We start from the raw sequence: 25,623 nt of genomic DNA on the forward strand, positions 1-25,623 counted from the left end.
GGCGGTGTAGCTCAGCTGGCTAGAGCGTACGGTTCATACCCGTGAGGTCGGGGGTTCGATCCCCTCCGCCGCTACCACTAGGGACCTTTAGCTCAGTTGGTTAGAGCAGACGGCTCATAACCGTCCGGTCGTAGGTTCGAGTCCTACAAGGTCCACCATTGTTCTCACCATACGGAGGAATACCCAAGTCCGGCTGAAGGGATCGGTCTTGAAAACCGACAGGGGTGTCAAAGCCCGCGGGGGTTCGAATCCCCCTTCCTCCTCCATATTTTTTTCATCTTTTATCGTCGCGGGGTGGAGCAGTTCGGTAGCTCGTCGGGCTCATAACCCGAAGGTCGCAGGTTCAAATCCTGTCCCCGCAATACCATGTTGATCCGAAAGGATCGGGATGTAGTGACTGCAATACATAAGTAATGATCTTTATTTTCGCTGACGCGAAACATTAATGATAGATATTTTGCTATCGCAGTACATTGATCTTTATTTTCGCTAGCGCGAAACATTAATGATAGCTATTTTGCTATCGCAAAAAGCTTTGGTCCGGTAGTTCAGTTGGTTAGAATGCCTGCCTGTCACGCAGGAGGTCGCGGGTTCGAGTCCCGTCCGGACCGCCATTTATATTTTATTAAGATGCGGCTCAGTAGCTCAGTTGGTAGAGCAATGGACTGAAAATCCATGTGTCGGCAGTTCGATTCTGTCCTGAGCCACCATATGTTCATGGCGATTGTGGCGAAGTGGTTAACGCACCGGATTGTGGTTCCGGCATTCGTGGGTTCGATTCCCATCAGTCGCCCCATACCATATGCGGGTGTAGTTTAATGGTAAAACCTCAGCCTTCCAAGCTGATGTCGTGGGTTCGATTCCCATCACCCGCTCCATTTTATTTGTGGGCCTATAGCTCAGCTGGTTAGAGCGCACGCCTGATAAGCGTGAGGTCGGTGGTTCGAGTCCACTTAGGCCCACCATTTTCATTATTCCGCAGTAGCTCAGTGGTAGAGCTATCGGCTGTTAACCGATCGGTCGCAAGTTCGAATCTTGCCTGCGGAGCCAATATGGGGAAGTACTCAAGTGGCTGAAGAGGCGCCCCTGCTAAGGGTGTAGGTCGGGCAACCGGCGCGAGGGTTCAAATCCCTCCTTCTCCGCCATATAGCGGCCCATTGGTCAAGCGGTTAAGACACCGCCCTTTCACGGCGGTAACACGGGTTCGAATCCCGTATGGGTCATAATACGAAAAAGATGTGTCGAGGAAATCTTCGACACATCTTTTTTTGCATGGATTGACACGGATTTCTATATCTGACTTGGTTTCAACTTGTAATGTGTTTAAAATTTTTAAAATATTTCGACAAATAACGACAAATAAAAGGATATAAATGGGATGAAAACCTTGTCATTCGAGGATTTCATCCTTTTTTTGGTGTTTTTCGTAGTGAGCTAACAAATATTGTCGCAAATGGGAGATGATGAAATGAAGGAATTCTTATATGATGAAAGAAATAAGTAAGGAGATTGATGATGGTAGGTGAGGAAATGGACACGTTGTCCCTAACAGATTTTGACGTATTTTTGTTTCATGAAGGGAATATGCAGCATGCCTATCGTTTTATGGGGTGCCATGTGAAAGCAGGCATTTCAACTGATTTTTGCGTTTGGGCTCCCGAAGCAAGATCGATTTCAGTGGTTGGTTCTTTCAACAACTGGAACGGAAGGGGATATGAACTTAAGAGGATCAATCAGGAAGGTGTATGGGTGATCCGGGTTGATGAAGATTTGTCCGGCTCAACGTATAAATATGAGATTGTGACTTCTTCAGGGGAACGAAGAATGAAAGCTGATCCATATGGATTCTCATCTGAAGTCAGACCGCGAACTGCAAGCGTGGTTTACGACCTTGAAGGGTTCAAGTGGAGCGATCGCGATTGGATGAAGGTGAAAGAGAAACATAATCGATTTGATCAACCAATGTTCATATATGAAGTCCATTTGGGAACATGGAAAAAGAAGAGGGATGGCGGTTTTCTTACCTATTCAGAGCTCGCGGATGAACTGATTCCGTATGTGAAGGAACACGGCTTCACCCATATTGAAATTCTGCCGGTGACCGAGCACCCATTCGATCGTTCGTGGGGCTACCAGGGGACAGGCTATTATGCTCCCACAAGCAGATATGGTTCACCCCATGAGTTCATGGCATTTGTGAATGAATGCCATGCTCATCATATAGGCGTCATCCTGGATTGGGTACCCGGTCATTTTTGCAAGGATGCCCATGGACTGTATCAATTCGACGGATCCTTCGCCTATGAATACGCCCGGGATAGTGACCGGGAGAATCATACATGGGGGACGGTCAATTTTGACCTCGCAAAAGGAGAGGTAAGGAGCTTCCTCCTATCAAATGCCCGTTTCTGGATGGAGAAGTACCATATCGACGGCTTCAGGGTCGATGCTGTGGCGAATATCATTTATTGGGCGAATCAGGGGGAATCGGCCGCGAATGAAGGGGCACTGGAGTTCCTGAAACGATTGAATACATCTGTTTTTGAGTTTGACCCTTCCTTCCTGATGATGGCGGAGGATTCCACCGATTGGCCCCAGGTCACCTCACCGGTTCATTACGGGGGACTTGGCTTCAGCTATAAGTGGAACATGGGATGGATGAATGATGTGCTCACTTACATGGAAGCGACACCGGAAGAAAGAAGAGGGCTTCATTCCCTCATCACGTTCTCCATCCTCTATGCGTTCTCGGAAAACTATATCCTGCCTTTCTCACATGATGAGGTGGTCCATGGGAAGAGGTCATTGCTGGATAAGATGCCGGGGGATCATTGGCAAAAGTTTGCACAGTATCGGTTGTTACTGGCATTCATGACAGGTCACCCAGGTAAAAAGCTTCTGTTCATGGGAAGTGAACTGGCTCCCTTTGCGGAATGGAAGGACCTGGAACAACTAGACTGGCATTTGATGAGTTACGATTTTCATCACAAATTCAACTCATATTTCAGAGAAGTATTGCATTTATATAGAGGTGCAACACCCCTTCACCAGTGGGACCATCGGAGTGACGGTTTTGAATGGATCGATGTCAATAATGCCGATCAGCAGATCTTCTCCTTCATCAGGCATTCAGAGGGAGAGCATCTGATCATCATCTGTAATTTCAGCAAGGAAGCCTACCACCACTATAAGGTGGGCGTGCCCCTTGTGAAAGCATATCAAGAGATCTTGAACAGCGATGAAGAACGCTTTGGAGGCTCACATCAAATCAATCCCCACTCCCTGCCTGTCACGAAAGGGGCCTATCACGGGAAAGAGGGATCAATTGAAATGACGATACCGCCTTATGGAGCTGTTTATTTAAAACCAATCATATGAGGGGAGATGCTAGCATGGGTAACGGCAAATGTGTGGCAATGTTGTTGGCAGGAGGCAAAGGGAGCAGGTTGAATTCATTGACGAAGAGCTTGGCGAAACCGGCGGTGCCCTTTGGAGGCAAATACCGTATCATCGACTTCACATTGAGTAATTGTACGAATTCCGGCATTGATACAGTGGGGGTTTTGACTCAATATCAACCATTGGTATTGAATTCGTATATCGGGATCGGCAGTGCGTGGGATCTTGACCGACGGAACGGGGGGGTCACGGTGCTTCCTCCTTATGCAGAATCCTCCGAGATGCGCTGGTATACAGGGACGGCCAGTGCCATCTTCCAGAACGTGAACTACATCGAGCAGTATGATCCGGAATATGTGTTGATTCTTTCAGGAGATCATATTTACAAAATGGACTACAGCAAGATGCTCGATTACCATATCGAAAAAAAAGCGGACGTCACGATTTCAGTCATTGAGGTCGGCTGGGATGAGGCGAGCAGGTTCGGTTTGATGAATACCGATGAAGCCATGAGGGTGACCGAGTTCGAGGAAAAACCGCCGTTCCCTAAGAGTAATCTGGCTTCCATGGGCATCTATATCTTCAACTGGTCACTTCTGAAAGAATACCTGGAGATGGATGACCGCAATCCACGCTCCACACATGATTTCGGAAAGGACGTCATTCCCCTTCTCCTTGATGAAAAGAAAAAGCTGATGGCTTATCCGTTCGAAGGCTACTGGAAGGATGTCGGCACGGTCCGGAGCCTGTGGGAGGCCAATATGGATCTCATCGATGAAAAAAATGAACTGAATCTCTTCGACCTGGATTGGAGGGTATACTCGGTCAATCCCAATGAGCCGCCTCAATATATCTCGGAAGATGCCCATGTGGAAGGATCGTTGATCAATGAAGGATGCACGATCGAAGGGACCGTTGAAAAATCCGTCCTGTTCCAGGGAGCTTCTGTGAAGAAGGGTGCGCATGTGACCCGTTCCGTCGTCATGCCAGGGGCGGAAATCGGTGAAAATGCCTATATCGAGCAGGCGATCGTGCCACCTGATGTAGTGGTGCCGAATGGCATCGTCATCATGCCTGAGGAAGGGTCGGATGAAATCATACTCGTAACAGAATCGGTTCTTTCGGCATTACTCGAACAGGAAGAAGTTTGACCATCTACTTAGAGGAGGAGTTCATATGAAAAACACCCTGTTAGGCGTCATTGATGCGACCAGCTATTACGATTCACTCGGAGACCTGCTTTTGCACCGTTCTCTTGCGGCCCTTCCAATCGCCGGCCGCTATCGCCTGGTCGATTTCGTCCTTTCGAATATGGTGAATTCAGATATCGGATCCGTAGCCATCTTCCCTAAATACCAGTACCGTTCTCTCATGGATCATCTCGGGTCGGGGAAAAACTGGGACCTGAACAGGAAGAGGGACGGTTTGTTCTTCTTTCCGGTTCCTGGTCTTGAGAGAAATGACGAAACAATCGGATCGTTCAATCATTTTGCCCATCACATCGATTATTTCACCCGCAGCACCCAGGAATATGCCCTCATCACCAACTGCTATACGGTGTGCAATATAGCCTATCGTCCGGTCCTTGAGCGCCACGTCCAGATCGGTTGCGACATTACGGAAATCCGACATGGTGGATCGTCCCTTCATATGTATCTGGTCAAAAAATCCCTTCTTGTCGATCTGATCAAATCACGCCATCAGACAGGGTATACGTGCATGAATGACGTGGTGGAAGATATGGAGAGCGGTCTGAAGGTGTGCGGCTACGAACATCAAGGCTTTGTGGAGAGGATCGATTCCATCGACAAGTACTTTGAAACAAGCATGAATCTCCTCGAACTTGATCAGTGGAGGGAGCTGTTCAAGAAAGACCTGCCCATCTACACGAAGGTGAAGGATGAGCCGCCGACACGCTATACGAGCGAAGCGGGCGTCAAGCACAGCATCATCGCCAATGGCTGTTTCATAAAAGGTCATGTGGATCATTCCATGATCTTCAGGGCGGTGAAGGTGGGAGAAGGCACCACAATCAAGAACTCGATCATCATGCAGAAAAGCCAGATCGGCCGTGATTGTGTATTGGAAAATGTCATCCTTGATAAAGATGTAAAGATCGAAGATGGAGTTAGACTCATCGGGGACCCGGAACAACCCATCGTCGTCCGTAAAGGCATGGTCCAGGGAGCGCTGATGAACTCGTGAAGGTATTATTTGCAGTTTCCGAGTGTGTACCATTCATCAAATCGGGCGGGCTAGCGGATGTTGCCGGCGCCCTCCCGAAAGAGCTTCGTAAACTTGGAACCGATGTGAGGGTGATCCTCCCTAAGTATGGGGGGATCTCCGCTCATTTTAAGGACCAGATGAGGAAGGTCAAGGAGTTCACCGTAGCCGTGGGATGGAGGCAGCAGTACTGCGGGATCGAAGAATACAGGGAAAATGGCGTCACCTACTACTTCGTCGACAACGAATACTACTTTGCCCGGGACCGGTTATATGGATTCGTTGACGAAGGGGAGCGGTATGCATACTTTACCAGGGCCGTACTGGAAGCAATCGGTGAACTGGAGTTCTATCCGGACGTCATCCATTGCCATGACTGGCATACCGCGATGATTCCATTCTTGCTGAGGACCGAATATCAGGACCGCGGAGGATATGCCTTCATCCGCACGGTCTTCACCATTCATAATCTGCAGTTCCAAGGGATCTACCCGTTCAGTGTGATGACGGATCTGCTGGGCATTCCCCAGCGTTACGCCCATCCTGATTACCTGGAATTCCATGGATGCATGAATTTCATGAAGGGAGCCCTCATCTCTGCCGATATCATCACGACTGTCAGTCCTACATATAAAGACGAGATCCTACAGCCTTACTACGGGGAACGCCTCGATGGAGTCCTGAAGCTCAGGGAGCGGGAGTTGGTGGGGATCGTCAATGGGATCGACGACGGGGAATACGATCCCGGTCAGGGGGATCATCCATTCTTCAGTGGCAATCTTCACGGCAAAAAAATCAATAAAGAGCAGCTGCAGGAGAGGCTGGACCTTGAAAAACGGGATGTACCGGTCATCTCCATCATTTCACGTTTGACTGCCCAGAAGGGACTCGATCTCATCAGGGCCGTGCTTCACGAAATGCTCGAGGAGGATGTCCAGTTCATCGTCCTTGGTTCGGGTGACTGGGAGTATGAGCAATTCTTCAGGGAAGCAGCTGCTGCGAACCCGGATAAGGTCAGGGTGCAGATCGGATTCGATGAAGCATTGGCCAAACAGATCTACCGGGGGTCCGATGTATTCCTCATGCCTTCAAGGTTCGAGCCGTGCGGCCTTGGCCAAATGATCGCCATGAGATATGGTGCGCTTCCCCTCGTCAGGGAGACGGGGGGATTGAATGATACGGTGCATTCGTATGATGAAGAAACGGGAAGCGGAAACGGCTTTTCGTTTGCGAATTTCAACGCCCACGATATGTTGTATACGTATCGCCGGGCCATCCGCCTCTATGAACAGGAAGAGGTGTGGGCAAGGATTGTGAAGAATGCGATGGAAACGGATAACAGCTGGGCTCAATCGGCATTCAAATATAATCAGCTATATTCAGATCTCACCTCGAGGAGTGAAAGTCATGTTTTCTAGCCAGGAGGAATTTAAGGAAGCTTATCTGAAGAAGTTGGAGATGACCTCAGGTAAGGCGTTCCCCGACACCACTCTTCAAGACCGGTATGACACGCTCGGACAGCTGATCCGTGAGTACATCAGTATGAACTGGATCCAGACAAACGAGCAATACCGGTATCAGAAGCAAAAACAGGTGTATTATCTGTCCATTGAATTTCTGCTCGGTCGGCTGTTGAGGCAGAATCTGATGAATCTCGGAATTTACGAGCTTGTGGAAGAGGGGCTCGGAGACTTGGGCATCGATTTGAAGGACATGGAGGATGTAGAACAGGATGCCGCCCTCGGGAACGGGGGACTAGGACGACTGGCCGCATGCTTCCTAGATTCCATGGCCTCCATGGACCTTCCGGGTCACGGCTACGGCATCCGCTACAAGCACGGGCTGTTTGAACAAAAAATCGTGAATGGTTATCAGATGGAGCTCCCTGAACAATGGCTTCGTCATGGATATGTGTGGGAAGTGCGGAAGCCGGACCTTATGATGCAGATTCCGTTCTGGGGCCGGATTGAATCATCCGAGAAGGACGGGGTTACCTCATTCAGGCATGTAGATGCTGAAATCGTTGCTGCCGTTCCATATGATCTTCCCGTCGTTGGCTACGGAACGACAACGGTGAACACGCTGCGCTTATGGAATGCAGAGCCTTATGCCTATAAAGCCGGTAGGGACATGATGAAGTATAAGCGCGATACGGAGGCCATCACCGAATTCCTTTATCCTGATGATACCCAGGATGAGGGGAAGGTCCTCAGGTTGAAGCAGCAGTATTTTCTAGTGTCTGCAAGCATCCGCACGATACTCGAGTCCTATCTCTCCAGGCACGGGGACTTGACGAATCTGCACGAGCATGTGGCCATCCACATCAATGATACTCACCCGGTCCTCGCGATTCCTGAAATGATGAGGGTCCTGATCGATGAGTACGGCATGGACTGGGATTCAGCTTGGGGCGTGACGACGAAGACGTTCGCCTATACGAACCATACGACCCTTTCTGAAGCACTGGAACGGTGGCTAGTGAGGATTTTTCAGCCTCTATTGCCGAGGATCTACATGATTATCGATGAAATCAATGAGCGGTTTTGCCGTGATCTGTGGGACGCCTATCCGGGAGAGTGGGGCAGGATTGAGGGGATGGCCATCATCGCACATGGGGAAGTGAAAATGGCCCACCTCGCCATAGCAGGAAGCCATAGTGTGAACGGGGTCGCAAAGATCCATACCAATATCTTGAAAGAACGGGAGATGAATCTGTTCTATCAGTATTTTCCCGGGAAGTTCAACAGTAAGACAAACGGGATCACCCATCGCCGCTGGTTGCTGAATAGCAACCCGCCCCTGGCGTCGCTCATTCAATCGGCGATAGGAGACGCTTGGATCAAGGATCCTTCCAGGCTTAGCGAGCTTGAGTCCTTTACCGCAGACTCTGCATTCCTGGAGAACCTTCATAAGGCGAAGCAGCTGAATAAAAAGCGACTCGCTGATCGCATCCTCCAGACCAATGGGATCGTGGTGGACCCGGATTCGATTTTCGATATCCAAATAAAGAGACTTCATGCGTATAAGAGACAGCTTCTCAATATCCTCCACATCCTTCATCTTTTCAATAGATGTCAGGAAAACCCCGATGCGGATATTCCGTCGCGAACGTTCATATTCGGCGCCAAGGCTTCACCGGGGTATTATTATGCCAAGAAGATCATCAAGTTGATCCATTCGGTCGCTGATCTCGTCAATGATCACCCGGCCGTCAAGGGAAGGATCAAAGTGGTATTCCTTGAGAATTATCGTGTATCCCTGGCAGAAGAAATCATCCCGGCAGCGGATGTCTCCCAGCAGATCTCCACAGCGAGCAAAGAGGCGTCAGGCACAGGGAATATGAAATTCATGATGAACGGGGCCTTGACCCTCGGCACATTGGATGGAGCCAATATCGAAATACAGGAACAGGTGGGGGATGAAAATATTTTCATCTTCGGTCTCAGGGCAGAAGAGGTAATGAAGCAGCAACAGGATGGCAGTTATTATTCCATGGAGTATTATCACCACGATGAGCGCATCAAGAAAATGCTCGATCAGCTTATCGACGGCAGTCTTCCTGATGCGGGGGATCATTTTGAAACCATCTATGATTCGCTTCTCGCGGAGAATGATGAATTCTTTGTCCTGCGGGACTTCGATTCCTATGCCAAAGCCCATGAAAGAGTAGCTTCTGCTTACCGCGACCAGGAGTCATGGCTTCGGATGAGCCTGATCAATATCGCCCGATCTGGATACTTTTCGAGTGACCGGACCATTGCTGAATATGCACGTGAGATCTGGAGGATCGGTGGGGTAGGATTACGATAATCCCGCTGAATGACAAACGCCCGGATGCCAATGGCATTCCGGGCGTTTTGTTGTGGGGCCTTATGATTTCTTTTTATCTGATACGTAGCTGTCGCGCTCTTTATACGGGATGTCCCCGATGGTCGACTCCATGTCGTTCTCATCGAGCATATCCTCGTACTCTTCATGTGCCTTGGATGGATAGGCCTTCGTGTTCTTCCCGTCCATATCGGTCCCGACGAAGGATTCCATATCCTCTGTGAACCCTTCCGTCTCGTCATCGTCTTCATAAAGATCGGAATAATCATCATGATCGCCTTGGAAGTCCGATGGGGTTTCCGATGTACCGAATCGGCCGACTTCCTGGAAGCTATCTTCTGTATCCCTCACCAGCTGTCCGGTTTCGTGGCGGAATTCCCCATTTACAGGTGGCTGAAGGATATCTTCTTCTGCAGGCCGGTCATCGACGACCGACTGGGCACTTGCATGGTCCTTGCAGTAAAGGGTCGTCGGTATGGCCTCAAGGCGTTCGAAAGGGATTTCTTCGCCGCACTCTTTGCATGTGCCGTAGGATCCTTCATCCATTGCTTTCAAGGCATCGTCGATTTTGTTCAGTTCTGATTTTGAATGCTCGTCCAGTGCGAAATCCTTTTCCCGCTCGTATAATTCCGAACCCATATCTGCAGGGTGGTTATCATAGAGGGAAAGTTCGCCCCCATTTTCGTTATCCCCGGTGTTGGCGGGATTTTCTTCCCTGTCATCCAACTGACCCTGGATATGATTCTTCTGGTCCATCAATTCTTCCTTCAGCTTTTGCTTTTCCTGAGTTGAAAGCATATATGTCACGTCCTTCATAGAGTTCGATTTGTTCATCATCGTACTCATACTTTAACCGAAACAGGGTCTGTTAAAACATGAATCCTTGTGAAGTGTGCGGGGGAATGGGCCTTTTCTCCACCCAACATCAGGTTTTATAACGCTTTTGGTTTCTCAAAAGGGGAAAAAGGGTTTATTATATAATAGGGATAAATAATGATTCATATCCATGACATCGTTGACACACCCTATACTCAGGTGTATCTTGTAATGGATTTGAAAACTGTAAGTGATTGTCTGGAGGAATTCAATTGGTTACAATCCAGAAGACCAATATAGATCAAGCATACGATGCAGCCTTGGTAAAGGCTCAACAAATCAATCATCCCGTGCTGCTGAGCATGGTGGAAGAAACAGGGGTCTTGGATCCACTTTCCTTCTATCACGCCGGGGGCAGGGTTTTTAAAGGAGAACGCTTTTTATGGAAGGATCGGGATCAAACGATCTCCCTCATAGGGGCAGGCTCTTCATATGATCTTTCTTCATCAATGAAAGAAGGGGAGCGCTTTTTTGCCATCGAGAAAGAGTGGAAGCGCTTCATTTCTGACGCGGTGGTGGTATCAAGGGAAGAGTGGCCGGGAACGGGTCCCCTTGCATTCGGAGGTTTCCGTTTCGATTCAGCCAATCCTGTTTCTGAAGAATGGACGGGATTCAATGAAGGGTCCCTCCGCATCCCGAGATATATGCTTACGAAGGCAGGAGAAGCCAATTATCTGACGGTTAATGTCGTTTGCCTACCGGATGGAAGCGGCCCATCCCTGCAGCAATGCCTTAAAGAAAGAGATCGCCTGTTGATGATGGCGTCCGAGCCGGCGAGCCATGAGGACCCAGGGGAGATGTCAGCAGAGGATATCCGCCCCCTTGAATGGAAGCAGTCCGTCCGCAATGTCGTCGACCGCTTGAAAACGGGGGAAATGGAGAAAGTCGTCCTTGCACGGAAAACCAAAGTATCCTTCAGCGATGAGGTTACGTCCGACTTCGTCCTTGATAACCTTTGGAAACAGCAGCCCGACAGTTTCATCTTCAGTTTTGAGCAGGAAGGAAGCTGTTTTATCGGAGCGACTCCCGAGCGTCTTGTGAAAAAGGACGGGGAAGAGATCCTTTCCACCTGTCTTGCAGGTTCGATTGCAAGGGGGAGGGACCTTGAAGAAGACGAGGAACTTGGGAGAGAACTCCTGGATGATGAGAAAAACCGGTATGAGCACCAGCTCGTGGTCGATTCGATCCGGCAGGCACTGTCTGACGATTGTAAGCGGCTCTCCATACCCGATGAGCCTCAGCTCATGAAGCTGAAGGATATCCAGCATCTATACACCCCGGTCAAGGGGACGGCTCCAGCCGGCCTGTCGATCCTGACGCTAGTGGAAAAGCTGCATCCCACTCCGGCCCTTGGAGGTGTTCCTCGCAAGGAAGCCATGCAGGTGATCCGGGAAGAAGAGCAGATGGACAGAGGCCTCTATGCAGGGCCGGTCGGATGGATGGACGCATACGGGAATGGAGAGTATGCCGTCGCTCTTCGCTCAGGACTCCTGAAGGGGGATCACGCCTTCATTTATGCAGGCTGCGGGATCGTTGCCCATTCGGATCCCGACAGTGAGTTCAAGGAAACACAAATGAAATTCCGTCCGATGCAGCGGGCATTAGGGGGAAATCTGATATGAACGAACATCAGCAGCGCTTGACCGATTATCTGGCAGCATTCATAGATGAATTATCCAGTAACGGAGTAGACGAAGCCGTCATCAGCCCCGGCTCCCGGTCTACTCCTTTGGCGTTATTGCTCACCCATCATCCGCGCATCAAGACGTATGTGAACGTGGACGAGCGATCTGCCGCATTCTTTGCACTCGGTATCGCCAAGGCAAAGCGGAAGCCGGTGATCCTTGTCTGTACGTCCGGTACCGCCGCAGCGAACTATTATCCAGCCGTCATTGAAGCACGGTATGCCAAAGTACCGCTCCTTGTCCTGACGGCAGACCGCCCCCATGAGCTGAGGGAGGTCGGTGCTCCACAGGCCATCGACCAGCTTGACCTCTACGGAAGGCATGTCAAATGGGCAGTCGATATGGCCCTGCCTGAGTCGGGTCAGGAAGTCTTGAGGTATGCCCGCTCAGCGGCAGTGCGGGGCCTCGGTATGTCTATCGGGGAACCTCACGGACCGGTGCACTTCAACTTCCCGCTCAGGGAACCACTCATTCCCGACCTGCGGGGGGATCTTTTTGAAGAAGGGACGGCAAAACGCGTCTATCAGGGTGAACGGACGCTCGCTCTTGATCAGGGGGAAGAACTGGAGAAGGTCTTGAACGAACGGAACCGGGGCATCATCATTTGCGGTCCGGGTATGAGTCCGGACGGCATTCAAGCTGTCGCCGACTTCGGAAGGGCAAAGGGATTCCCGATCCTCGCCGATCCGCTGTCGAACATGAGAAGCGGAAAGCATGGGACAGATGGTATCATCGATGCTTATGACACGTTCCTGAAAGCGGGGACCATCGGGGAACACATGAAACCGGACTTGATCATCCGTTTCGGTGCCATGGCCGTGTCGAAGCCCCTCATGCTGTTCTTGAAAGGGCTGGAGGATGTGCCTCAACTCGTCATTACCCGTGGAGAAGAGTGGCAGGATCCTACGGGAAGGGGTACCCACTATGTTTATGCCCATGAACGTCATTTCTGTGATCGTTTTACAAGAGAAGCTAAGCAACGGGATTGGATCGAGAAATGGATCCGGCTGAATGAAAAGACAAAGGACCTCATGCAAGAGGTGATTGGAGAGTGGGGTGAAGGCAAGGCCGTCAAGTGCCTCCTTGAAACCATTCCGGAGCAATCATCCGTTTTTGTGAGCAACAGCATGCCGATCCGGGATGTGGATACCTTCTTCTTTTCGAATGATCGTTCCATCTCCATCCATGCCAACAGGGGTGCCAATGGCATCGACGGTGTCGTTTCGACGGCACTTGGCATGAGCACGCAGTCACCTTCCACCTATCTGCTCATTGGAGATCTTGCATTCTTCCATGATATGAACGGATTGCTCGTTGGAAGGAAATACGGCTTGGATCTGACTGTCATCGTCATGAACAATAACGGTGGTGGCATTTTCTCCTACTTGCCTCAGGCAAAGGAAGGTGCGTATTTCGAAGAGCTGTTCGGGACTCCCATGGATCTTGAGTTCTCCCATGCCGCAGCCATGTATGGAGCGGATTACTCCCTAGTGAAGACAGAATCCGACTTCCTTCAGGCGCTTCGGCAGGCAGAGGGGACCAAGGGTCTGAAGATCATTGAAGTATTGGCGGACCGCCAGAAAAATGTAGAGAATCATCGTAAAATGTGGGAATTTGTTTCCCGGGAAATACACGGTGGAGAACGTTCATGAGGGTGAATGAGATCGACTACTTTGTGAATATTAAAGGGGACGGCCCTCCAGTAGTCTTCCTTCATGGATTTACAGGGGATAGTGAAACCTGGAACGGAGTCACCGATCAATTGGTCCAGCGCTTTACTTGTGTCACGATCGATCTTATCGGCCATGGCAGGACCGACGCTCCTCCGGATTTGGAGAAGTACCGGATGGACCAAGTCGTGAAGGATGTCGAGTCCATACTCGCCAAGTGTGGAATCACTGAGGCAACCTTTGTCGGGTATTCCATGGGGGGGAGGGTGGCCCTACACCTTGCCTTAACTCACCCGCACCTCGTTTCCCACCTCATCCTTGAGAGTGCGTCACCCGGCCTGTTGACGGAAGAGGAGCGGAGCGCAAGGCGGGAGAAGGATGCTGCCTTGGCGGAGCGGATCCTTCTACACGGAATGGAAGAGTTCGTGAACTTTTGGGAGGACATTCCGTTGTTCGAAACGCAAAAGCGCCTGCCAGCCACCGTTCAGGCAGAAATCCGCCAAGGCCGACTCGGACAACGTCCCATCGGTCTTGCCAACAGTCTGAAAGGGATGGGGACGGGATCACAGCCGAGCTGGTGGGGTCACTTGTCCGCCATGGAAATCCCCGTCGATCTTTTGGTGGGGGAGCTCGATGAGAAGTTCGTCGGCATCGCCAAACGAATGAAAGAGCGCAATCCCTCGTTCACGATCACATCTTTTTCAGGGTGCGGGCATGCAATTCATGTGGAAGAACAGCAAAAGTTTGGTACAATGATAGAGGATTTACTACATAAAGGAGGAAATACAAATGGCTTTTGATTGGGTTTCAGAACGAAACTACGAAGATATTTTGTACGAAACGTATAATGGGATCGCGAAGATCACCATCAATCGTCCGGAAGTGCGCAATGCCTTCCGTCCGAAAACAGTAACGGAATTGATCGATGCATTTGCTTATGCTCGTGACGATTCCAAAGTAGGTGTGATCGTCCTTACGGGTGCAGGTGAAAAAGCATTCTGTTCAGGCGGAGATCAACGCGTACGCGGACATGGTGGATATGTGGGCGAGGATGAAATCCCTCGTTTGAATGTCCTTGACCTTCAGCGTTTGATCCGAGTGATCCCGAAACCAGTCATCGCGATGGTTGCCGGTTATGCCATCGGAGGCGGACACGTCCTTCACGTGGTATGTGATATCACGATTGCAGCGGACAATGCCATCTTCGGTCAAACAGGACCAAAAGTGGGAAGTTTCGATGCAGGCTACGGTGCCGGGTATCTTGCCCGCATCATCGGTCACAAGAAAGCGAAGGAAATCTGGTTCCTATGCCGTCAATACAATGCTCAGGAAGCATTGGATATGGGCCTTGTGAACACAGTGGTACCTTATGAGAAACTCGAAGAGGAAACCGTGCAATGGGCTTCTGAAATGCTCGAAAAGAGCCCGACGGCCCTTCGCTTCCTGAAGGCGTCATTCAATGCCGACACGGACGGGCTTGCAGGTCTTCAACAGCTGGCTGGAGATGCAACCCTCCTTTATTACACAACGGATGAAGCGAAAGAAGGACGCGATGCGTTCAAGGAAAAACGCAATCCGGACTTCGGTCAATTCCCTCGTTTCCCTTAATGGGACTTGCCTGGCGGATCTTTGGATCTGTCAGGTTTTTTTCTTACTGAACAATCAACAGAATGGAGAATGTACCATGACCACAGAAATGCTGCCCAATTGGTTGAAGCAGCGGGCCTTTTTGACGCCGGATCGCACGGCCGTGAGTTCCGATGAACGCAGCCTCACTTTCCGTGAGCTCGATCATGAGGCAGAGGAGGCGGCTCAGCGCCTGAATCGGTTGTTGGACGGCACGAAGCCTGCCTTCATCGGCCTCATGATCAAAAACCGCATTGAATCCATCATCGCGGTCCACGCCGTGCATCAGCTCGGTATGGCTGCCGTGATGCTGAATCATCGGCTCGGCGCTGGAGAATTGACCTTCCAAGTACGCGATATGGCCCTCACACACGTCATCCACGATGAGGACTTTGCAGAGAAGGCAAACTCCCTTGAGGTGGAGGGCATCAGTCTTTCCCTCCTTTTTACAGGAGACAAGCGCCCCTATGCCCCGAAGGACCATACAAATCTTGATGACACCTGCACGGTGATGTATACATCGGGGACAACCGGTTCGCCAAAAGGGGTCCTGCAGACGTATGGGAATCACTGGTGGAGTGCCATCGGATCCTCCTTGAATCTTGGTACCAGTGAGAAGGATGTATGGCTCTGTGCCGTCCCCCTCTTCCATATCAGCGGTTTCTCGATCCTCATGAGGAGCATCATCTATGGCATGGAGGTCAGACTCCACGCCTCATTCGACGAGGATGCCATCGACCTGGAACTGAAATCCGGGCGGGTGACGATCATCTCGGTTGTCACAAACATGCTCCAGCGCCTCATGGGAAGGATCGGGGACGGGTATCATGAAAATCTCCGCTGCGTGCTTTTGGGAGGCGGTCCGGCTCCGCTTCCCCTTCTGCAGGCATGCAAGGACAAAGGAGTTCCCGTGTTCCAATCATACGGGATGACCGAAACCTCTTCTCAGATCGTCACCCTTTCACCGGAGTACAGCCTTTCGAAGCTTGGTTCTGCCGGAAAACCCCTTTTCCCATCCCAACTGAAGATCAAGGGAGCGGCAGCACCGCTGGAAGAGGGAGAAATCATGGTCAAGGGTCCGAATGTGACAATGGGGTATCATGAGCGCCCTGAAGCAAATGAAAAAAGCTTTGAAGATGGATGGCTCTTCACAGGGGATATCGGCTATGTGGATGAAGAGGGGTTCCTTTATGTTCTTGACAGAAGATCGGACCTGATCATTTCCGGTGGGGAGAATGTGTATCCGGCTGAAGTCGAGAGTGTCCTGCTGGGTATCCCGGGTGTCACGGAAGCAGGCGTCATCGGCATGGATGATCCAGTGTGGGGGCAGGTTCCATGTGCTTTCCTTGTGACGGACCGTCCCATGACTGAAGAGGAGATCATGAAGGGATGCAAAGCTGCCCTCGCTTCCTATAAATGTCCGAAAAAGATCGTATTTGTCGGGGAGCTGCCCCGCAATGCTTCCAATAAGCTCCTCAGAAGGGTGCTTAAAGAAAATATGCTGAAGGGGATCTACGATGAAGCTTAAATCCATTGCACTATCCGTTGTCAGCATGCCGCTTAAAAAGCCGTTTACGACCCATCTGCAGACGGTAGCAGAAAGAGAAGGGATCATCATCGAAGCAGTGGATTTAGAAGGGATTACAGGACTTGGTGAATGCGTGGCCTTCTCGACCCCGTGGTATACGGAGGAAACGGTCAAGGGGGCCTATCATATCCTGAAGGATGTCCTGATCCCCCTCTTATTGAAAGCGGACCTACGCCATCCTGAAGAATGCGGCCGGTTATTCAGCGGGGTCCGAGGAAATGCCATGGCAAAAGCATCCCTTGAAATGGCCATCTGGGACCTCTATGCCCGTCAGTCCGGACAGCCCCTCTGGGCCGTGATCGGAGGCACGAGGCAGGAAGTGCTCGCTGGAGCCGTTGTGCCTGCAGGGAACATGGGAGAGATGGTCAAGCGCACGTCTGAGCTGATGGAGGAAGGATACGGGCGTATCAAGATCAAGATCTCCCCGGGTGAAGACGAGGGGATCGTCAGGGAGCTGCGCAGGACGTTCCCTGATCTGCCTCTCATGGCAGATGCCAATTCCGCCTACACCCTCCATGACCTGCCGGCTCTGCAGAAGCTGGATCGATACGGTCTCCTGATGATCGAACAGCCTCTTGGCGTTGATGACATCGTCGAGCATTCGATGCTTCAGAAAGAGCTTTCCACGCCGGTCTGCCTTGATGAAAGCATCGTCTCCCCCCACGATATGAAAAGCGCGATTGCCTTGCAGGCATGCGGTGTCGTGAACATCAAGCTCGGACGGGTAGGGGGATATTCACAGGCGCTTGATATTTATCACCAATGTCTTGAAAGCGGGCTTTCCGTCTGGTGCGGCGGGATGATCGAATTCGGCGTCTCCCGTGCCCATAACATCGTTTTATCCACCCTCGAAGGGTTCAACCTGCCCGGCGATCTCTCCTCCTCGGCCACCTACTGGGAACAGGATCTGATTACAGAACCGATCACGGTGCAACATGGTAGGATCCTGAGGAAAAACGGAGTGGGCATCGGTGTGGAGCTGGATCAGAGGCGCATGAAGGAAATAACGTTCCACAAAGAAATCATCACGGAATAAAAGGAAGAGGGTAGGGATAATGAGCATACGCAATTCAGCCAAGGCCCTGATCATGAAGGAAGGGGCGGTCCTGCTCACAAAAAATCGGGATGAAGAAGGATTCTTCTATCTTTTCCCCGGTGGAGGACAGGAAAAAGGTGAAACACTGGAGCAAGCCGTTGTCCGCGAATGTCAAGAAGAGATCGGAAGCTCGGTGAGGGTCGGCCCTTTGAAGCATGTGAGGGAATATATCGGAAAAAACCATGAGCATGCCTTCGACGCCGGATTTCAACAGGTGGAGTTCTACTTCGAATGTCATCTCCTTGGTGAAGAGGGGTACGAGCCGACGAATCCCGACAGCCATCAAGTGGGGATCGAATGGGTGAGGCTTGATGAGTGGGACGGCCTACGGATTTATCCAAAAGCGCTGGGAGAATACATAAAAGGCCATCGCTCCGGGGTGTATTTGGGCGATATCAATTGATGGGGAGCAGGTCAGCGATGATCTGCTTTTTTTGTGCAAAGGGAGATTCCTGTTTTTTACACCCGGAAGTGCGTCATTATGATAAAATGGACACCTGTCGTAATTTTCGGAAATTCAGGCAGATGAGATGCGTCCGTGTTCTCATACGCATCTGCTAGGGTAGTATTGAAAAGGAGGGGTAGATATGAAGGGATCATTACCGATTGCCCTCGTCACCGGAGTGAGCCGCGATAAAGGAATAGGGGCAGCCATCTGCCGGATCCTTGCCCGGGATGGAATGGACATCTTCTTTACGCATTGGGGTACATATGACGGAGAAGATGGATGCGGTAAAGAAGAGGGCTTCCCTTCTGTCTTTGCAAAGGAATTGGAGGGCCTTGGAGTCCGCACCGCTCATATGGAAGCGGATCTGAGCAGGCAGGATGCACCGGCGCTCATTTTGCAAACGGCCACACAGAGCCTGGGGTTGCCACGTGTGCTGATCAATAATGCGACCTATGAGTCGCCAACTGATTTCAGGACGATGAGGATGGAGACGCTAGACATGCATTATCAGGTGAACAACCGGGGGACGATCATGCTGTCGATGGAGTTTGCCAGGCGTTTCGAAGAAGTATATGCCGGAGCAGAGGACGGACGCATCGTATTCATGGTGTCGAAGGGCCCGGACCCGCATAATCTTGCCTATACGGCTACCAAAGGGATGCTGACGGCCATAACGGAGCCCCTGGCTACAGCACTTGCCCCGGTGGGCATCACGGTGAACAGCGTTGATCCCGGTCCGACCGATTCAGGATGGATCACCGATGAGATCAGGGAGAATCTCCTCCCTCTCTTTCCATCCGGCCGCATCGGGACACCGGAAGATGCAGCGCGCCTGATCCGCTTCCTGGCTTCTGAGGATTCCAGATGGGTGACGGGGCAGGTTCTCCGCTCCGAAGGCGGATTTATAGGGAAATAGGGAGGAGGAGTTGGAATATGGCTGAAAGAAGATACATCATTGAAAAGGTTGAACCGTTTGAACCCGAGGTTGGCAGGCTGGTTTCCATGATGGAATACACAAGGTACACCACGCTTCGGGAAGTGGAAGGGTTGACAGTGGAGCAGCTCGATACAAAGGTAGCAGGCTGTGACAATACAATCGGTATGCTCCTCCTGCATATGGCCAGTGTGGAAGAAGCCTTTCAAATCATGACGTTCGGTGACAGGGACTTGAACGATGAAGAATGGAACCGGCTGGAAGCAGGGATTGACCTTATGCCAAACGAAGGGAATGAGCCGGATTTTTATGTGGACCGTCTGGCTGAAGTGCGTAAGCGGACGCTGGAATTATTTGCAGGGGTCGGGGATGAGTGGCTCGACAGGCAATCCTCATTTGGCTGGGATCATCCGGCCAATCACTATTTCAAGTGGTTCCACGTGTTCGAGGATGAGCTCAATCATCGGGGACAGATCCGTTTGATTGTCAAAGAGCTCAAGAAGAGGGAGTCCAACTGATGTACGCAGTCGTCGCCGTTTTCAATCCGGAACTTGAGAGGGCAATCATCGAGGTATGGGATGAGCTGAAGGAAAAGGAGATCAGTGCCTATGCCTCACAAGTAAGAGACAGGCGTCCCCATATCACGCTGGGAGACGTTCAACAGCTGGATCCGGTAAGATTCTCCCAGGATTTTGTTCACTATTACAGGAATCATCCACCGATTGAGGTCAGGCTTGCGAGCATCGGCTCGTTCATCCATACCGGGATCCTTTATTATTCTCCTGTACTTTCAGAAGAATTGACCGCTCTTCATCGCGACTTTCACAAACAATTCCTGCCCCCTGACGGGAATGAATCTTCCCTTTATCGTCCCGGGAGATGGATCCCCCACTGTACGATTGCCAACCGCCTTTCGACCGACGAGCAGCTGAAGGCATTTAAGCTCGTAAAGGATCGGGAAATCCCTCAAGGGACGATCGCGGGCCTTTCCCTCCTTGATCTGAGGCTACCGGGGGAAGCACCGGAGATTGCCACCGTATCCTTTGCTTGAAGTTGAGCATACAAACGTGTTTTACCCATAGTTAAACCCGAATTCATTTGCGTAGGATCAGGCAAATGAATTCGGGTTTTTAATGTGTTCCATAACGATTTATATTGTTTCCAGCGGTTGATTGGAGTGCAAGACGTAGAATCCGGCGGGAAGAGTGGCTCCCCTCATGCTTGCCGAGGAGGCTGACGGGCTACCCGCGGAAAGCGAAGTCTTGCACACAAATCATGAGCGATATGAAAAACCTACACTTATCATGTTCGACATTAATAGGTCCCTTTTTGGATTCAGTCTTCTTTTTGCCGCAAGTAACGCTTATCATTCATGAACAAGCTCCAGAAATAGACGAAGCCTGGAAATAGGATGATGAACCCTGCGATGTAGGTGAAAAAGACGGCCCTGAAAGAGTCGGGATCGGTAAAGCCTGACTGGACCGTCACTTCCGGATAAATGATATACGGAAGATGGGCCTTGCCGTAAACGTAGCTCGCGATGACATACTGGCAAATGACCGCAATGACGGCAACGCGGGGCATCCCCTTCATTCCTTCCTTATTGGTGGGAAGGAAAAGGGCGGCTCCGGCGATGACAAACCCAAGGAGGGAAATGAGGAGCAGATTACGGTCCTCAAGCATCCGGTCATAGAGCCATGTTGCTTCGGATTTCATGGTCCACATGATCAAAAAGGCCATAAGGACGGAGATCGGGCCGATGATCATGGCATCCCTGCGGTAGACCTTGAAGGCTTCATATTCCTTCGACGTTTTGGAGTAGTCGGCAAGAAGCAGGGATGAAAGGAACAGGGTACTGGCCACGGCAAAGCCGAAAAAGGCAAATTCATGCGGGCTGGTGAAAAGTTTCCCTAAATCCAGCTCCTGGCCGTTGTCGAAGTCGATGTACGAGCCGTGGGAAATCGGCAGGACGCTGATGATCAGACCCGGGATCAGGATACCGGTGATCCCGGTGATGTAGGTCAGCGGTTTATAATAGTCGTCCGCCACATGGGAGAACACCAGGAAGGCGCTTCGTATGGCCAAGAGTAGAAGGATCAGGCTCCCGGGGACTAGAAGGACCGTCCCGAGGGAGTAGGCGGCGCCTGGGAACATGCTGTAGACAGCAACGACCAGGGCGACGATGAAGGTATTCGTCACTTCCCATGTCGGCGACAGATAGCGGTTGGCGATATTCGTCGCCTTCGTTTTTTCATTATTGATATAGAACATCGACCAGAATCCGGCACCAAAGTCCATCGTGGCCATGACGGCGTAGATGAAGACGAATCCCCAGAGTATGATGATGGCTATGAGTGATTGGGTCATGAGTGCACCTCCGATCAAGTGGATAATGGAATGTCTTTTTGTTTGCCCTCGGCTTTTTGGATATCCTTTTCAGGTGGATTCCGTTTGAAGTAGTAAAGGAGCACAAGCACCACGGATACGGCGAGGATCGCATAGATCGTGATGAATAGTCCGAACAGCACGGCGAGATTCCCCGTTGTCGTGACGGAGTCCTCTGTACTCAGGATACGGTAGATGGTCCAGGGCTGGCGTCCGGTACAGGCGAAGATCCAACCGAACTCGATGGCAAGGATCGATAGGGGGCCTCCCGCCACGAATACCCACATCATCCATTTCGGGAAGCGGTCCTTCTTCAACCATTTCTTCCATGCAAAAGCTCCAAGGGCGATGACGATGAGAAGGGAACCGATTCCGACCATTGCGTTGAAAAGGGTGTGGACGAATAACGGTGGCCAGTATTCTTCTGGAAAATCATTCAGTCCGATGACTTCGGTATCAAAACTGTTGCCGGCAAGGAAGCTCAGCGCCCACGGGACCTCGATCCCCCATTTCACTTCCTGGTTTTCACGATCGGTGAAGCCACCGATGGAAAGGGGGGCGTGATCCTGGGTTTCGAATAACCCTTCTGCTGCAGCAAGTTTCTCAGGCTGATATTCATGCAGCTTTTGAGCTGACTCGTGGCCATTCAATGCTGTGAGCAGTGCAAAGACCCCCCCGACGGCCAGGCAGATCATCAGAGACTTCTGATGGAACTTATACACCCTGGATCCGAACGGGTTACGAAGCATTTTGAATGCCGATACGGAAGCGATGGTGAATGAGCCGACCACATAGGCGGATAGAGCGACATGTCCGGCTGTTACGAAGAAGCTTGGGTTGAAGAATGCTTTCCAAGGTTCAACATTCCGGATTTCCCCGTTGATCATCTCAAAGCCTGCAGGAGTGCCTTCGAACGCATGGACATTGGTGATCAGGACGGCGGAAGCAAGACCGCCGACACAGACCAGGACAAGACTGACGATCCTCATCCAAGGAGCGATCCGGTTGGCTGCGTATACATAGATACTCATGAAAAGGGCTTCAATGAAGAACGCATAGATTTCGATCTGGAACGGGAGGGCCATGACCCGTCCGATGACTTCCATGAAGCCAGGCCATAATAAGGAAAGCTGGACCCCGGCAATGGTCCCTGTGGGAATCCCGACGCCCAGGAGGACGGCGAATGCCTTCGTCCACCTTTTGGCCATGATCTGGTAATCAAGATCATTGGTCCGTTGGTACACGATTTCGGAGATCAGGATCATCAGCGGGATCCCGACGCCAAGTGTTGCAAAGATAATATGAAAGGCCATGGTCGTACCGAACATGGACCTTGCAATCACTAATTCATCCATATGTATGTCTCCCTTGCATGTTTTCCTTATTGTCCACGAAATGGAAAGGGAATATGCATGGAAAAATCGGAGGCAGACATAACAAAAAAAGCGGCACGAGGCCGCTTATGTCAGTACAATGCTTTTTTGAGCGTATCGATGTTCCGGTTCATCAATGAGAAATAGTCTTCTTTGTTCTTCTCATCTTCAGGGGTCAGAACGGCGAGATTGTGAAGCGTCAGGGCTTCTGCACCCAACTCCTTCTGGACGACCTCTGTCAGGCGGGACGATACATTCTGTTCGAACATGATGTATTGGATGTTTTCTTTCTTTCCTTGATCGATGATGGCCTTCAGCTCTTTCTGGGAAGGCTCATCCGAAGTGTTCAAGCCGGCGATCGATTTTTGATTCAGTCCATAGCGCTCGGCCCAGTAGTTATAGGCCGCATGTGAAACGAAGAAGGTCTTCTTCGGAGCGGCATCGGCCATTTCGTGGAAGTCTTCATCGAGCTTTTTCAGATCTGCGTCAAGGTCTTTGAGATTCGACTGGAACTCATCTTTGTGCTCAGGCATTTCGGCAGAAAGGGTGTCCGCGATATTTTGAGCAATCTGCTGGGCGTATCCGGGATCGAGCCAGATATGTGGATCGGTATCTCCGTGATGATGACCGTCATCTCCGTGGTCATGCCCTTCCTCTTCATGATCTTCCCCCTCTTCATGGGCATCGTGATCGTGCCCCTCATGGGATTCGAGGTCGATCCCTTCGCTTGTTGCCACGACTTTCACATCTTCGTTTTCAAGGATGGATTTTGATTTGTCTACGAAGCCTTCCAGTCCCAGTCCGATATAAAAGAATACATCCCCATCGGCCATGTCGATCATATCCTTTTGAGATGGTTCGTAGGAATGTTCATCAGATCCAGGTGGATAAACACTCTCCACTTTTACGTGATCACCACCGATCCGTTTGGTGAAGTCCTCAAGGGGATACACCGTGGTATGTACCTCCAGAACATCTTTTTTCTTCCCATCTCCATCCGAAGATGAAGCACCGCAAGCTGATAAAATGAGCACAAGGGCAATGAGCCAACTTTTACGAATATACTTCAAAAGAGAACCTCCTTTATAAACTGTAATGATTACGATTTAGCACATTGGTTATTTTACTATCGTTCTTCCAGAAGCGCAAGTATTATTTTCTACTCAGTATGCCCGCCATTGCTGCCCGCCCATTCGCGTCAAGAAAAAAAGACCATGCCTAGTGGACATGATCCTTCTTAGGGGGCCATTCTTCGGGTACTTCATCGATGCCGCCCGGGTGGAAGGGGTGGCATTTCACGATGCGCCTCACCGTCAGATACCCGCCCTTCAAGGCACCGAACCGACTCACGGCCGTGATGCCGTAATGGGAGCAGGTCGGGTAAAAGCGACAGGTGGGAGGCTTAAGGGGTGAAATGACTTTTTGATAGATCTTGAATAAGATGAGAAGTAATCGTTTCATCACGCGTGGTCCTTCCGGGTTCAGTTTCCTTTACTATAGCAGAAAGCCCCGCCTTGCCAAAAAAGTTTGTTTAGGATGGGATCTTCCGGGAAAACAGAAAATGGGTGAGAGTTAATCCGGATTAAGTTGATGAAATAACTTTGAATTTACGGTATACTGATGGAGAATCCAAAATAGGAGTGATGAATCAATGCCTTCAGTAGAAAGCTTTGAATTGGACCATAATGCAGTAAAAGCACCATATGTCCGCCACTGTGGCGTTCACAAAGTGGGAAGCGACGGACTTGTGAATAAGTTCGACATCCGTTTCTGTCAGCCGAATAAGCAGGCCATGAAGCCGGATACCATCCATACTCTTGAGCATCTTCTCGCCTTCACGATCCGTGAATATGCTGAGCCATATAAGCACTTCGATATCATCGACATTTCCCCGATGGGATGCCAAACCGGCTATTACCTCGTGGTGAGCGGTGAGCCGACTGTGGAAGAGATCATTGATCTTCTTCACGCTACGATGGAAGATGCCATCACGATCGAGGAAATTCCTGCAGCCAATGAAAAACAATGCGGCCAGGCAAAGCTTCATGATCTGGATGGAGCGAAAAAACTGATGAAATTCTGGTTGGGTCAAAGCAAGGAAGACCTTAAGCAGGTATTTGCGTAAAACAGGAAACCCCGGCGGATGCCGGGGTTTTTATATGGGGAGGAGCGTCATGTTTTCGGCTCTTCGTTCTTTTGATTGTCTTCCTTTTCCATATGCTCGAGATGCGGATTGTTTTCAATGGGATCCACGGTATGTTTGACAGATGTATAGGCCTTTGACGTCGTGAGGGCACTGATGAAGATCACGAGGATGCAGATGGCGATGGAAATGATCAGCACTAAAGTCACTGACATAATGACACCCCTCCTTTTTCCGCTAGTTTATCATAGAAAGCGCTTCATTATAGATGGAATATCAACAACTTTATGACTATTTTTCCATTTTTCCTTTTTGAAGGAAATTCTGTTTGATATGCTTACCATATGCA

General features: G+C 50.6%; 22 protein-coding genes and 12 tRNA genes. 28 read left to right on the top strand and 6 right to left on the bottom strand.

The window, feature by feature from the left end; all coding sequences use genetic code 11:
* The 17 genes from AF331_RS00005 to AF331_RS00085 all read left to right on the top strand — a co-directional run bounded on the left by AF331_RS00005 (position 1) and on the right by AF331_RS00085 (position 9,432).
* A tRNA-Met gene (locus AF331_RS00005) sits at positions 1–77 on the top strand.
* 4 nt (positions 78–81) lie between these two features.
* Positions 82–158 (top strand) — tRNA-Ile (locus AF331_RS00010).
* Between the two features lie 15 nt (positions 159–173).
* Positions 174–266 (top strand) — tRNA-Ser (locus AF331_RS00015).
* Positions 267–288: 22 nt separating this feature from the next.
* A tRNA-Met gene (locus AF331_RS00020) sits at positions 289–362 on the top strand.
* 175 nt (positions 363–537) lie between these two features.
* Positions 538–614, top strand: a tRNA-Asp gene (locus AF331_RS00025).
* Positions 615–634: 20 nt separating this feature from the next.
* Positions 635–710: transfer RNA gene (locus tag AF331_RS00030), tRNA-Phe, on the top strand.
* 10 nt (positions 711–720) lie between these two features.
* A tRNA-His gene (locus tag AF331_RS00035) sits at positions 721–796 on the top strand.
* A gap of 8 nt (positions 797–804) precedes the next feature.
* Positions 805–878 (top strand) — tRNA-Gly (locus AF331_RS00040).
* A 10-nt stretch (positions 879–888) separates the two neighbouring features.
* Positions 889–965, top strand: a tRNA-Ile gene (locus tag AF331_RS00045).
* A 10-nt stretch (positions 966–975) separates the two neighbouring features.
* A tRNA-Asn gene (locus AF331_RS00050) sits at positions 976–1,050 on the top strand.
* A 4-nt stretch (positions 1,051–1,054) separates the two neighbouring features.
* Positions 1,055–1,145, top strand: a tRNA-Ser gene (locus AF331_RS00055).
* Between the two features lie 6 nt (positions 1,146–1,151).
* Positions 1,152–1,223: transfer RNA gene (locus AF331_RS00060), tRNA-Glu, on the top strand.
* A gap of 307 nt (positions 1,224–1,530) precedes the next feature.
* Positions 1,531–3,378, top strand: coding sequence for a 1,4-alpha-glucan branching enzyme (gene glgB / locus AF331_RS00065; protein WP_053427712.1), 1,848 nt, complete (start codon positions 1,531–1,533; stop codon positions 3,376–3,378).
* A gap of 14 nt (positions 3,379–3,392) precedes the next feature.
* Positions 3,393–4,550 carry a glucose-1-phosphate adenylyltransferase gene (locus AF331_RS00070; RefSeq protein ID WP_053426229.1) on the top strand — a complete coding sequence of 386 codons (1,158 nt, stop codon included), beginning with the start codon at positions 3,393–3,395 and terminating at the stop codon, positions 4,548–4,550.
* A gap of 25 nt (positions 4,551–4,575) precedes the next feature.
* On the top strand, positions 4,576–5,604 hold the full coding sequence (locus AF331_RS00075) for a GlgC family sugar phosphate nucleotidyltransferase (protein WP_053426230.1): 1,029 nt from the start codon (positions 4,576–4,578) through the stop codon (positions 5,602–5,604).
* Entirely contained in the window at positions 5,601–7,040 is a 1,440-nt protein-coding gene (glgA, locus tag AF331_RS00080) for a glycogen synthase GlgA (protein WP_053426231.1), read from the top strand. Before AF331_RS00075 ends, glgA begins: the two co-directional genes overlap by 4 nt.
* Positions 7,030–9,432 carry a glycogen/starch/alpha-glucan phosphorylase gene (locus tag AF331_RS00085; RefSeq protein WP_053426232.1) on the top strand — a complete coding sequence of 801 codons (2,403 nt, stop codon included), beginning with the start codon at positions 7,030–7,032 and terminating at the stop codon, positions 9,430–9,432. Before glgA ends, AF331_RS00085 begins: the two co-directional genes overlap by 11 nt.
* A gap of 60 nt (positions 9,433–9,492) precedes the next feature.
* Here the strand turns inward: AF331_RS00085 and AF331_RS00090 are convergent, their stop codons facing one another.
* Entirely contained in the window at positions 9,493–10,248 is a 756-nt protein-coding gene (locus tag AF331_RS00090; RefSeq protein WP_053426233.1) for a TraR/DksA C4-type zinc finger protein, read from the bottom strand.
* A 290-nt stretch (positions 10,249–10,538) separates the two neighbouring features.
* On the opposite strand from AF331_RS00090, the gene AF331_RS00095 reads away from it, so the two are divergent.
* The 10 genes from AF331_RS00095 to AF331_RS00140 all read left to right on the top strand — a co-directional run bounded on the left by AF331_RS00095 (position 10,539) and on the right by AF331_RS00140 (position 20,424).
* On the top strand, positions 10,539–11,948 hold the full coding sequence (locus tag AF331_RS00095) for an isochorismate synthase (RefSeq protein ID WP_053426234.1): 1,410 nt from the start codon (positions 10,539–10,541) through the stop codon (positions 11,946–11,948).
* Positions 11,945–13,663 (top strand): 2-succinyl-5-enolpyruvyl-6-hydroxy-3-cyclohexene-1-carboxylic-acid synthase, encoded by a 1,719-nt coding sequence (gene menD / locus AF331_RS00100; RefSeq protein WP_053426235.1) that lies wholly within the window; start codon positions 11,945–11,947, stop codon positions 13,661–13,663. The genes AF331_RS00095 and menD overlap by 4 nt, the downstream gene beginning before the upstream one ends.
* Positions 13,660–14,481: a 2-succinyl-6-hydroxy-2,4-cyclohexadiene-1-carboxylate synthase gene (gene menH / locus AF331_RS00105; protein WP_053426236.1), complete on the top strand. Its 822-nt coding sequence runs from the start codon at positions 13,660–13,662 to the stop codon at positions 14,479–14,481. Before menD ends, menH begins: the two co-directional genes overlap by 4 nt.
* Positions 14,471–15,289 carry a 1,4-dihydroxy-2-naphthoyl-CoA synthase gene (menB, locus tag AF331_RS00110; protein WP_048007357.1) on the top strand — a complete coding sequence of 273 codons (819 nt, stop codon included), beginning with the start codon at positions 14,471–14,473 and terminating at the stop codon, positions 15,287–15,289. Before menH ends, menB begins: the two co-directional genes overlap by 11 nt.
* 76 nt (positions 15,290–15,365) lie before the next feature.
* Entirely contained in the window at positions 15,366–16,835 is a 1,470-nt protein-coding gene (locus tag AF331_RS00115) for an o-succinylbenzoate--CoA ligase (protein ID WP_053426237.1), read from the top strand.
* Positions 16,825–17,931, top strand: coding sequence for an o-succinylbenzoate synthase (gene menC / locus AF331_RS00120; protein ID WP_053426238.1), 1,107 nt, complete (start codon positions 16,825–16,827; stop codon positions 17,929–17,931). The genes AF331_RS00115 and menC overlap by 11 nt, the downstream gene beginning before the upstream one ends.
* A 19-nt stretch (positions 17,932–17,950) precedes the next feature.
* Complete coding sequence (locus AF331_RS00125) at positions 17,951–18,394, top strand: NUDIX domain-containing protein (RefSeq protein ID WP_053426239.1); 444 nt, start codon at positions 17,951–17,953, stop codon at positions 18,392–18,394.
* A 184-nt stretch (positions 18,395–18,578) separates the two neighbouring features.
* The gene (locus AF331_RS00130) at positions 18,579–19,355 is read left to right on the top strand and encodes an SDR family oxidoreductase (protein WP_053426240.1); all 777 of its coding nucleotides are present in this window, start codon (positions 18,579–18,581) and stop codon (positions 19,353–19,355) included.
* A gap of 17 nt (positions 19,356–19,372) precedes the next feature.
* Entirely contained in the window at positions 19,373–19,891 is a 519-nt protein-coding gene (locus AF331_RS00135) for a DinB family protein (RefSeq protein ID WP_053426241.1), read from the top strand.
* Complete coding sequence (locus AF331_RS00140) at positions 19,891–20,424, top strand: 2'-5' RNA ligase family protein (protein ID WP_053426242.1); 534 nt, start codon at positions 19,891–19,893, stop codon at positions 20,422–20,424. The genes AF331_RS00135 and AF331_RS00140 overlap by 1 nt, the downstream gene beginning before the upstream one ends.
* Positions 20,425–20,708: 284 nt before the next feature.
* On the opposite strand, the gene AF331_RS00145 is transcribed toward AF331_RS00140, so the two are convergent.
* The 4 genes from AF331_RS00145 to yidD all read right to left on the bottom strand — a co-directional run bounded on the left by AF331_RS00145 (position 20,709) and on the right by yidD (position 24,592).
* A complete protein-coding gene (locus tag AF331_RS00145) occupies positions 20,709–21,740 on the bottom strand; it encodes a cytochrome d ubiquinol oxidase subunit II (protein ID WP_053426243.1) in 1,032 nt (343 codons plus the stop codon).
* A gap of 14 nt (positions 21,741–21,754) precedes the next feature.
* Positions 21,755–23,113 (bottom strand): cytochrome ubiquinol oxidase subunit I, encoded by a 1,359-nt coding sequence (locus tag AF331_RS00150; RefSeq protein ID WP_053426244.1) that lies wholly within the window; start codon positions 23,111–23,113, stop codon positions 21,755–21,757.
* 110 nt (positions 23,114–23,223) lie between these two features.
* Positions 23,224–24,201, bottom strand: a complete 978-nt coding sequence (locus AF331_RS00155; RefSeq protein WP_053426245.1) for a metal ABC transporter solute-binding protein, Zn/Mn family — start codon at positions 24,199–24,201, stop codon at positions 23,224–23,226.
* 148 nt (positions 24,202–24,349) lie between these two features.
* A complete protein-coding gene (gene yidD / locus AF331_RS00160) occupies positions 24,350–24,592 on the bottom strand; it encodes a membrane protein insertion efficiency factor YidD (protein ID WP_053426246.1) in 243 nt (80 codons plus the stop codon).
* A gap of 190 nt (positions 24,593–24,782) precedes the next feature.
* Here yidD and AF331_RS00165 point away from each other — a divergent pair, with 190 nt between their 5' ends.
* The gene (locus AF331_RS00165) at positions 24,783–25,256 is read left to right on the top strand and encodes an S-ribosylhomocysteine lyase (RefSeq protein WP_048007366.1); all 474 of its coding nucleotides are present in this window, start codon (positions 24,783–24,785) and stop codon (positions 25,254–25,256) included.
* Positions 25,257–25,303: 47 nt separating this feature from the next.
* Here AF331_RS00165 and ytzI read toward each other — a convergent pair whose 3' ends face one another.
* The gene (ytzI, locus tag AF331_RS00170) at positions 25,304–25,489 is read right to left on the bottom strand and encodes a YtzI protein (RefSeq protein ID WP_053426247.1); all 186 of its coding nucleotides are present in this window, start codon (positions 25,487–25,489) and stop codon (positions 25,304–25,306) included.
* Between the last annotated feature and the right edge of the window lie 134 nt (positions 25,490–25,623).

Source organism: Rossellomorea marisflavi, from assembly GCF_001274775.1.
Classification (GTDB): domain Bacteria; phylum Bacillota; class Bacilli; order Bacillales; family Bacillaceae_B; genus Rossellomorea; species Rossellomorea marisflavi.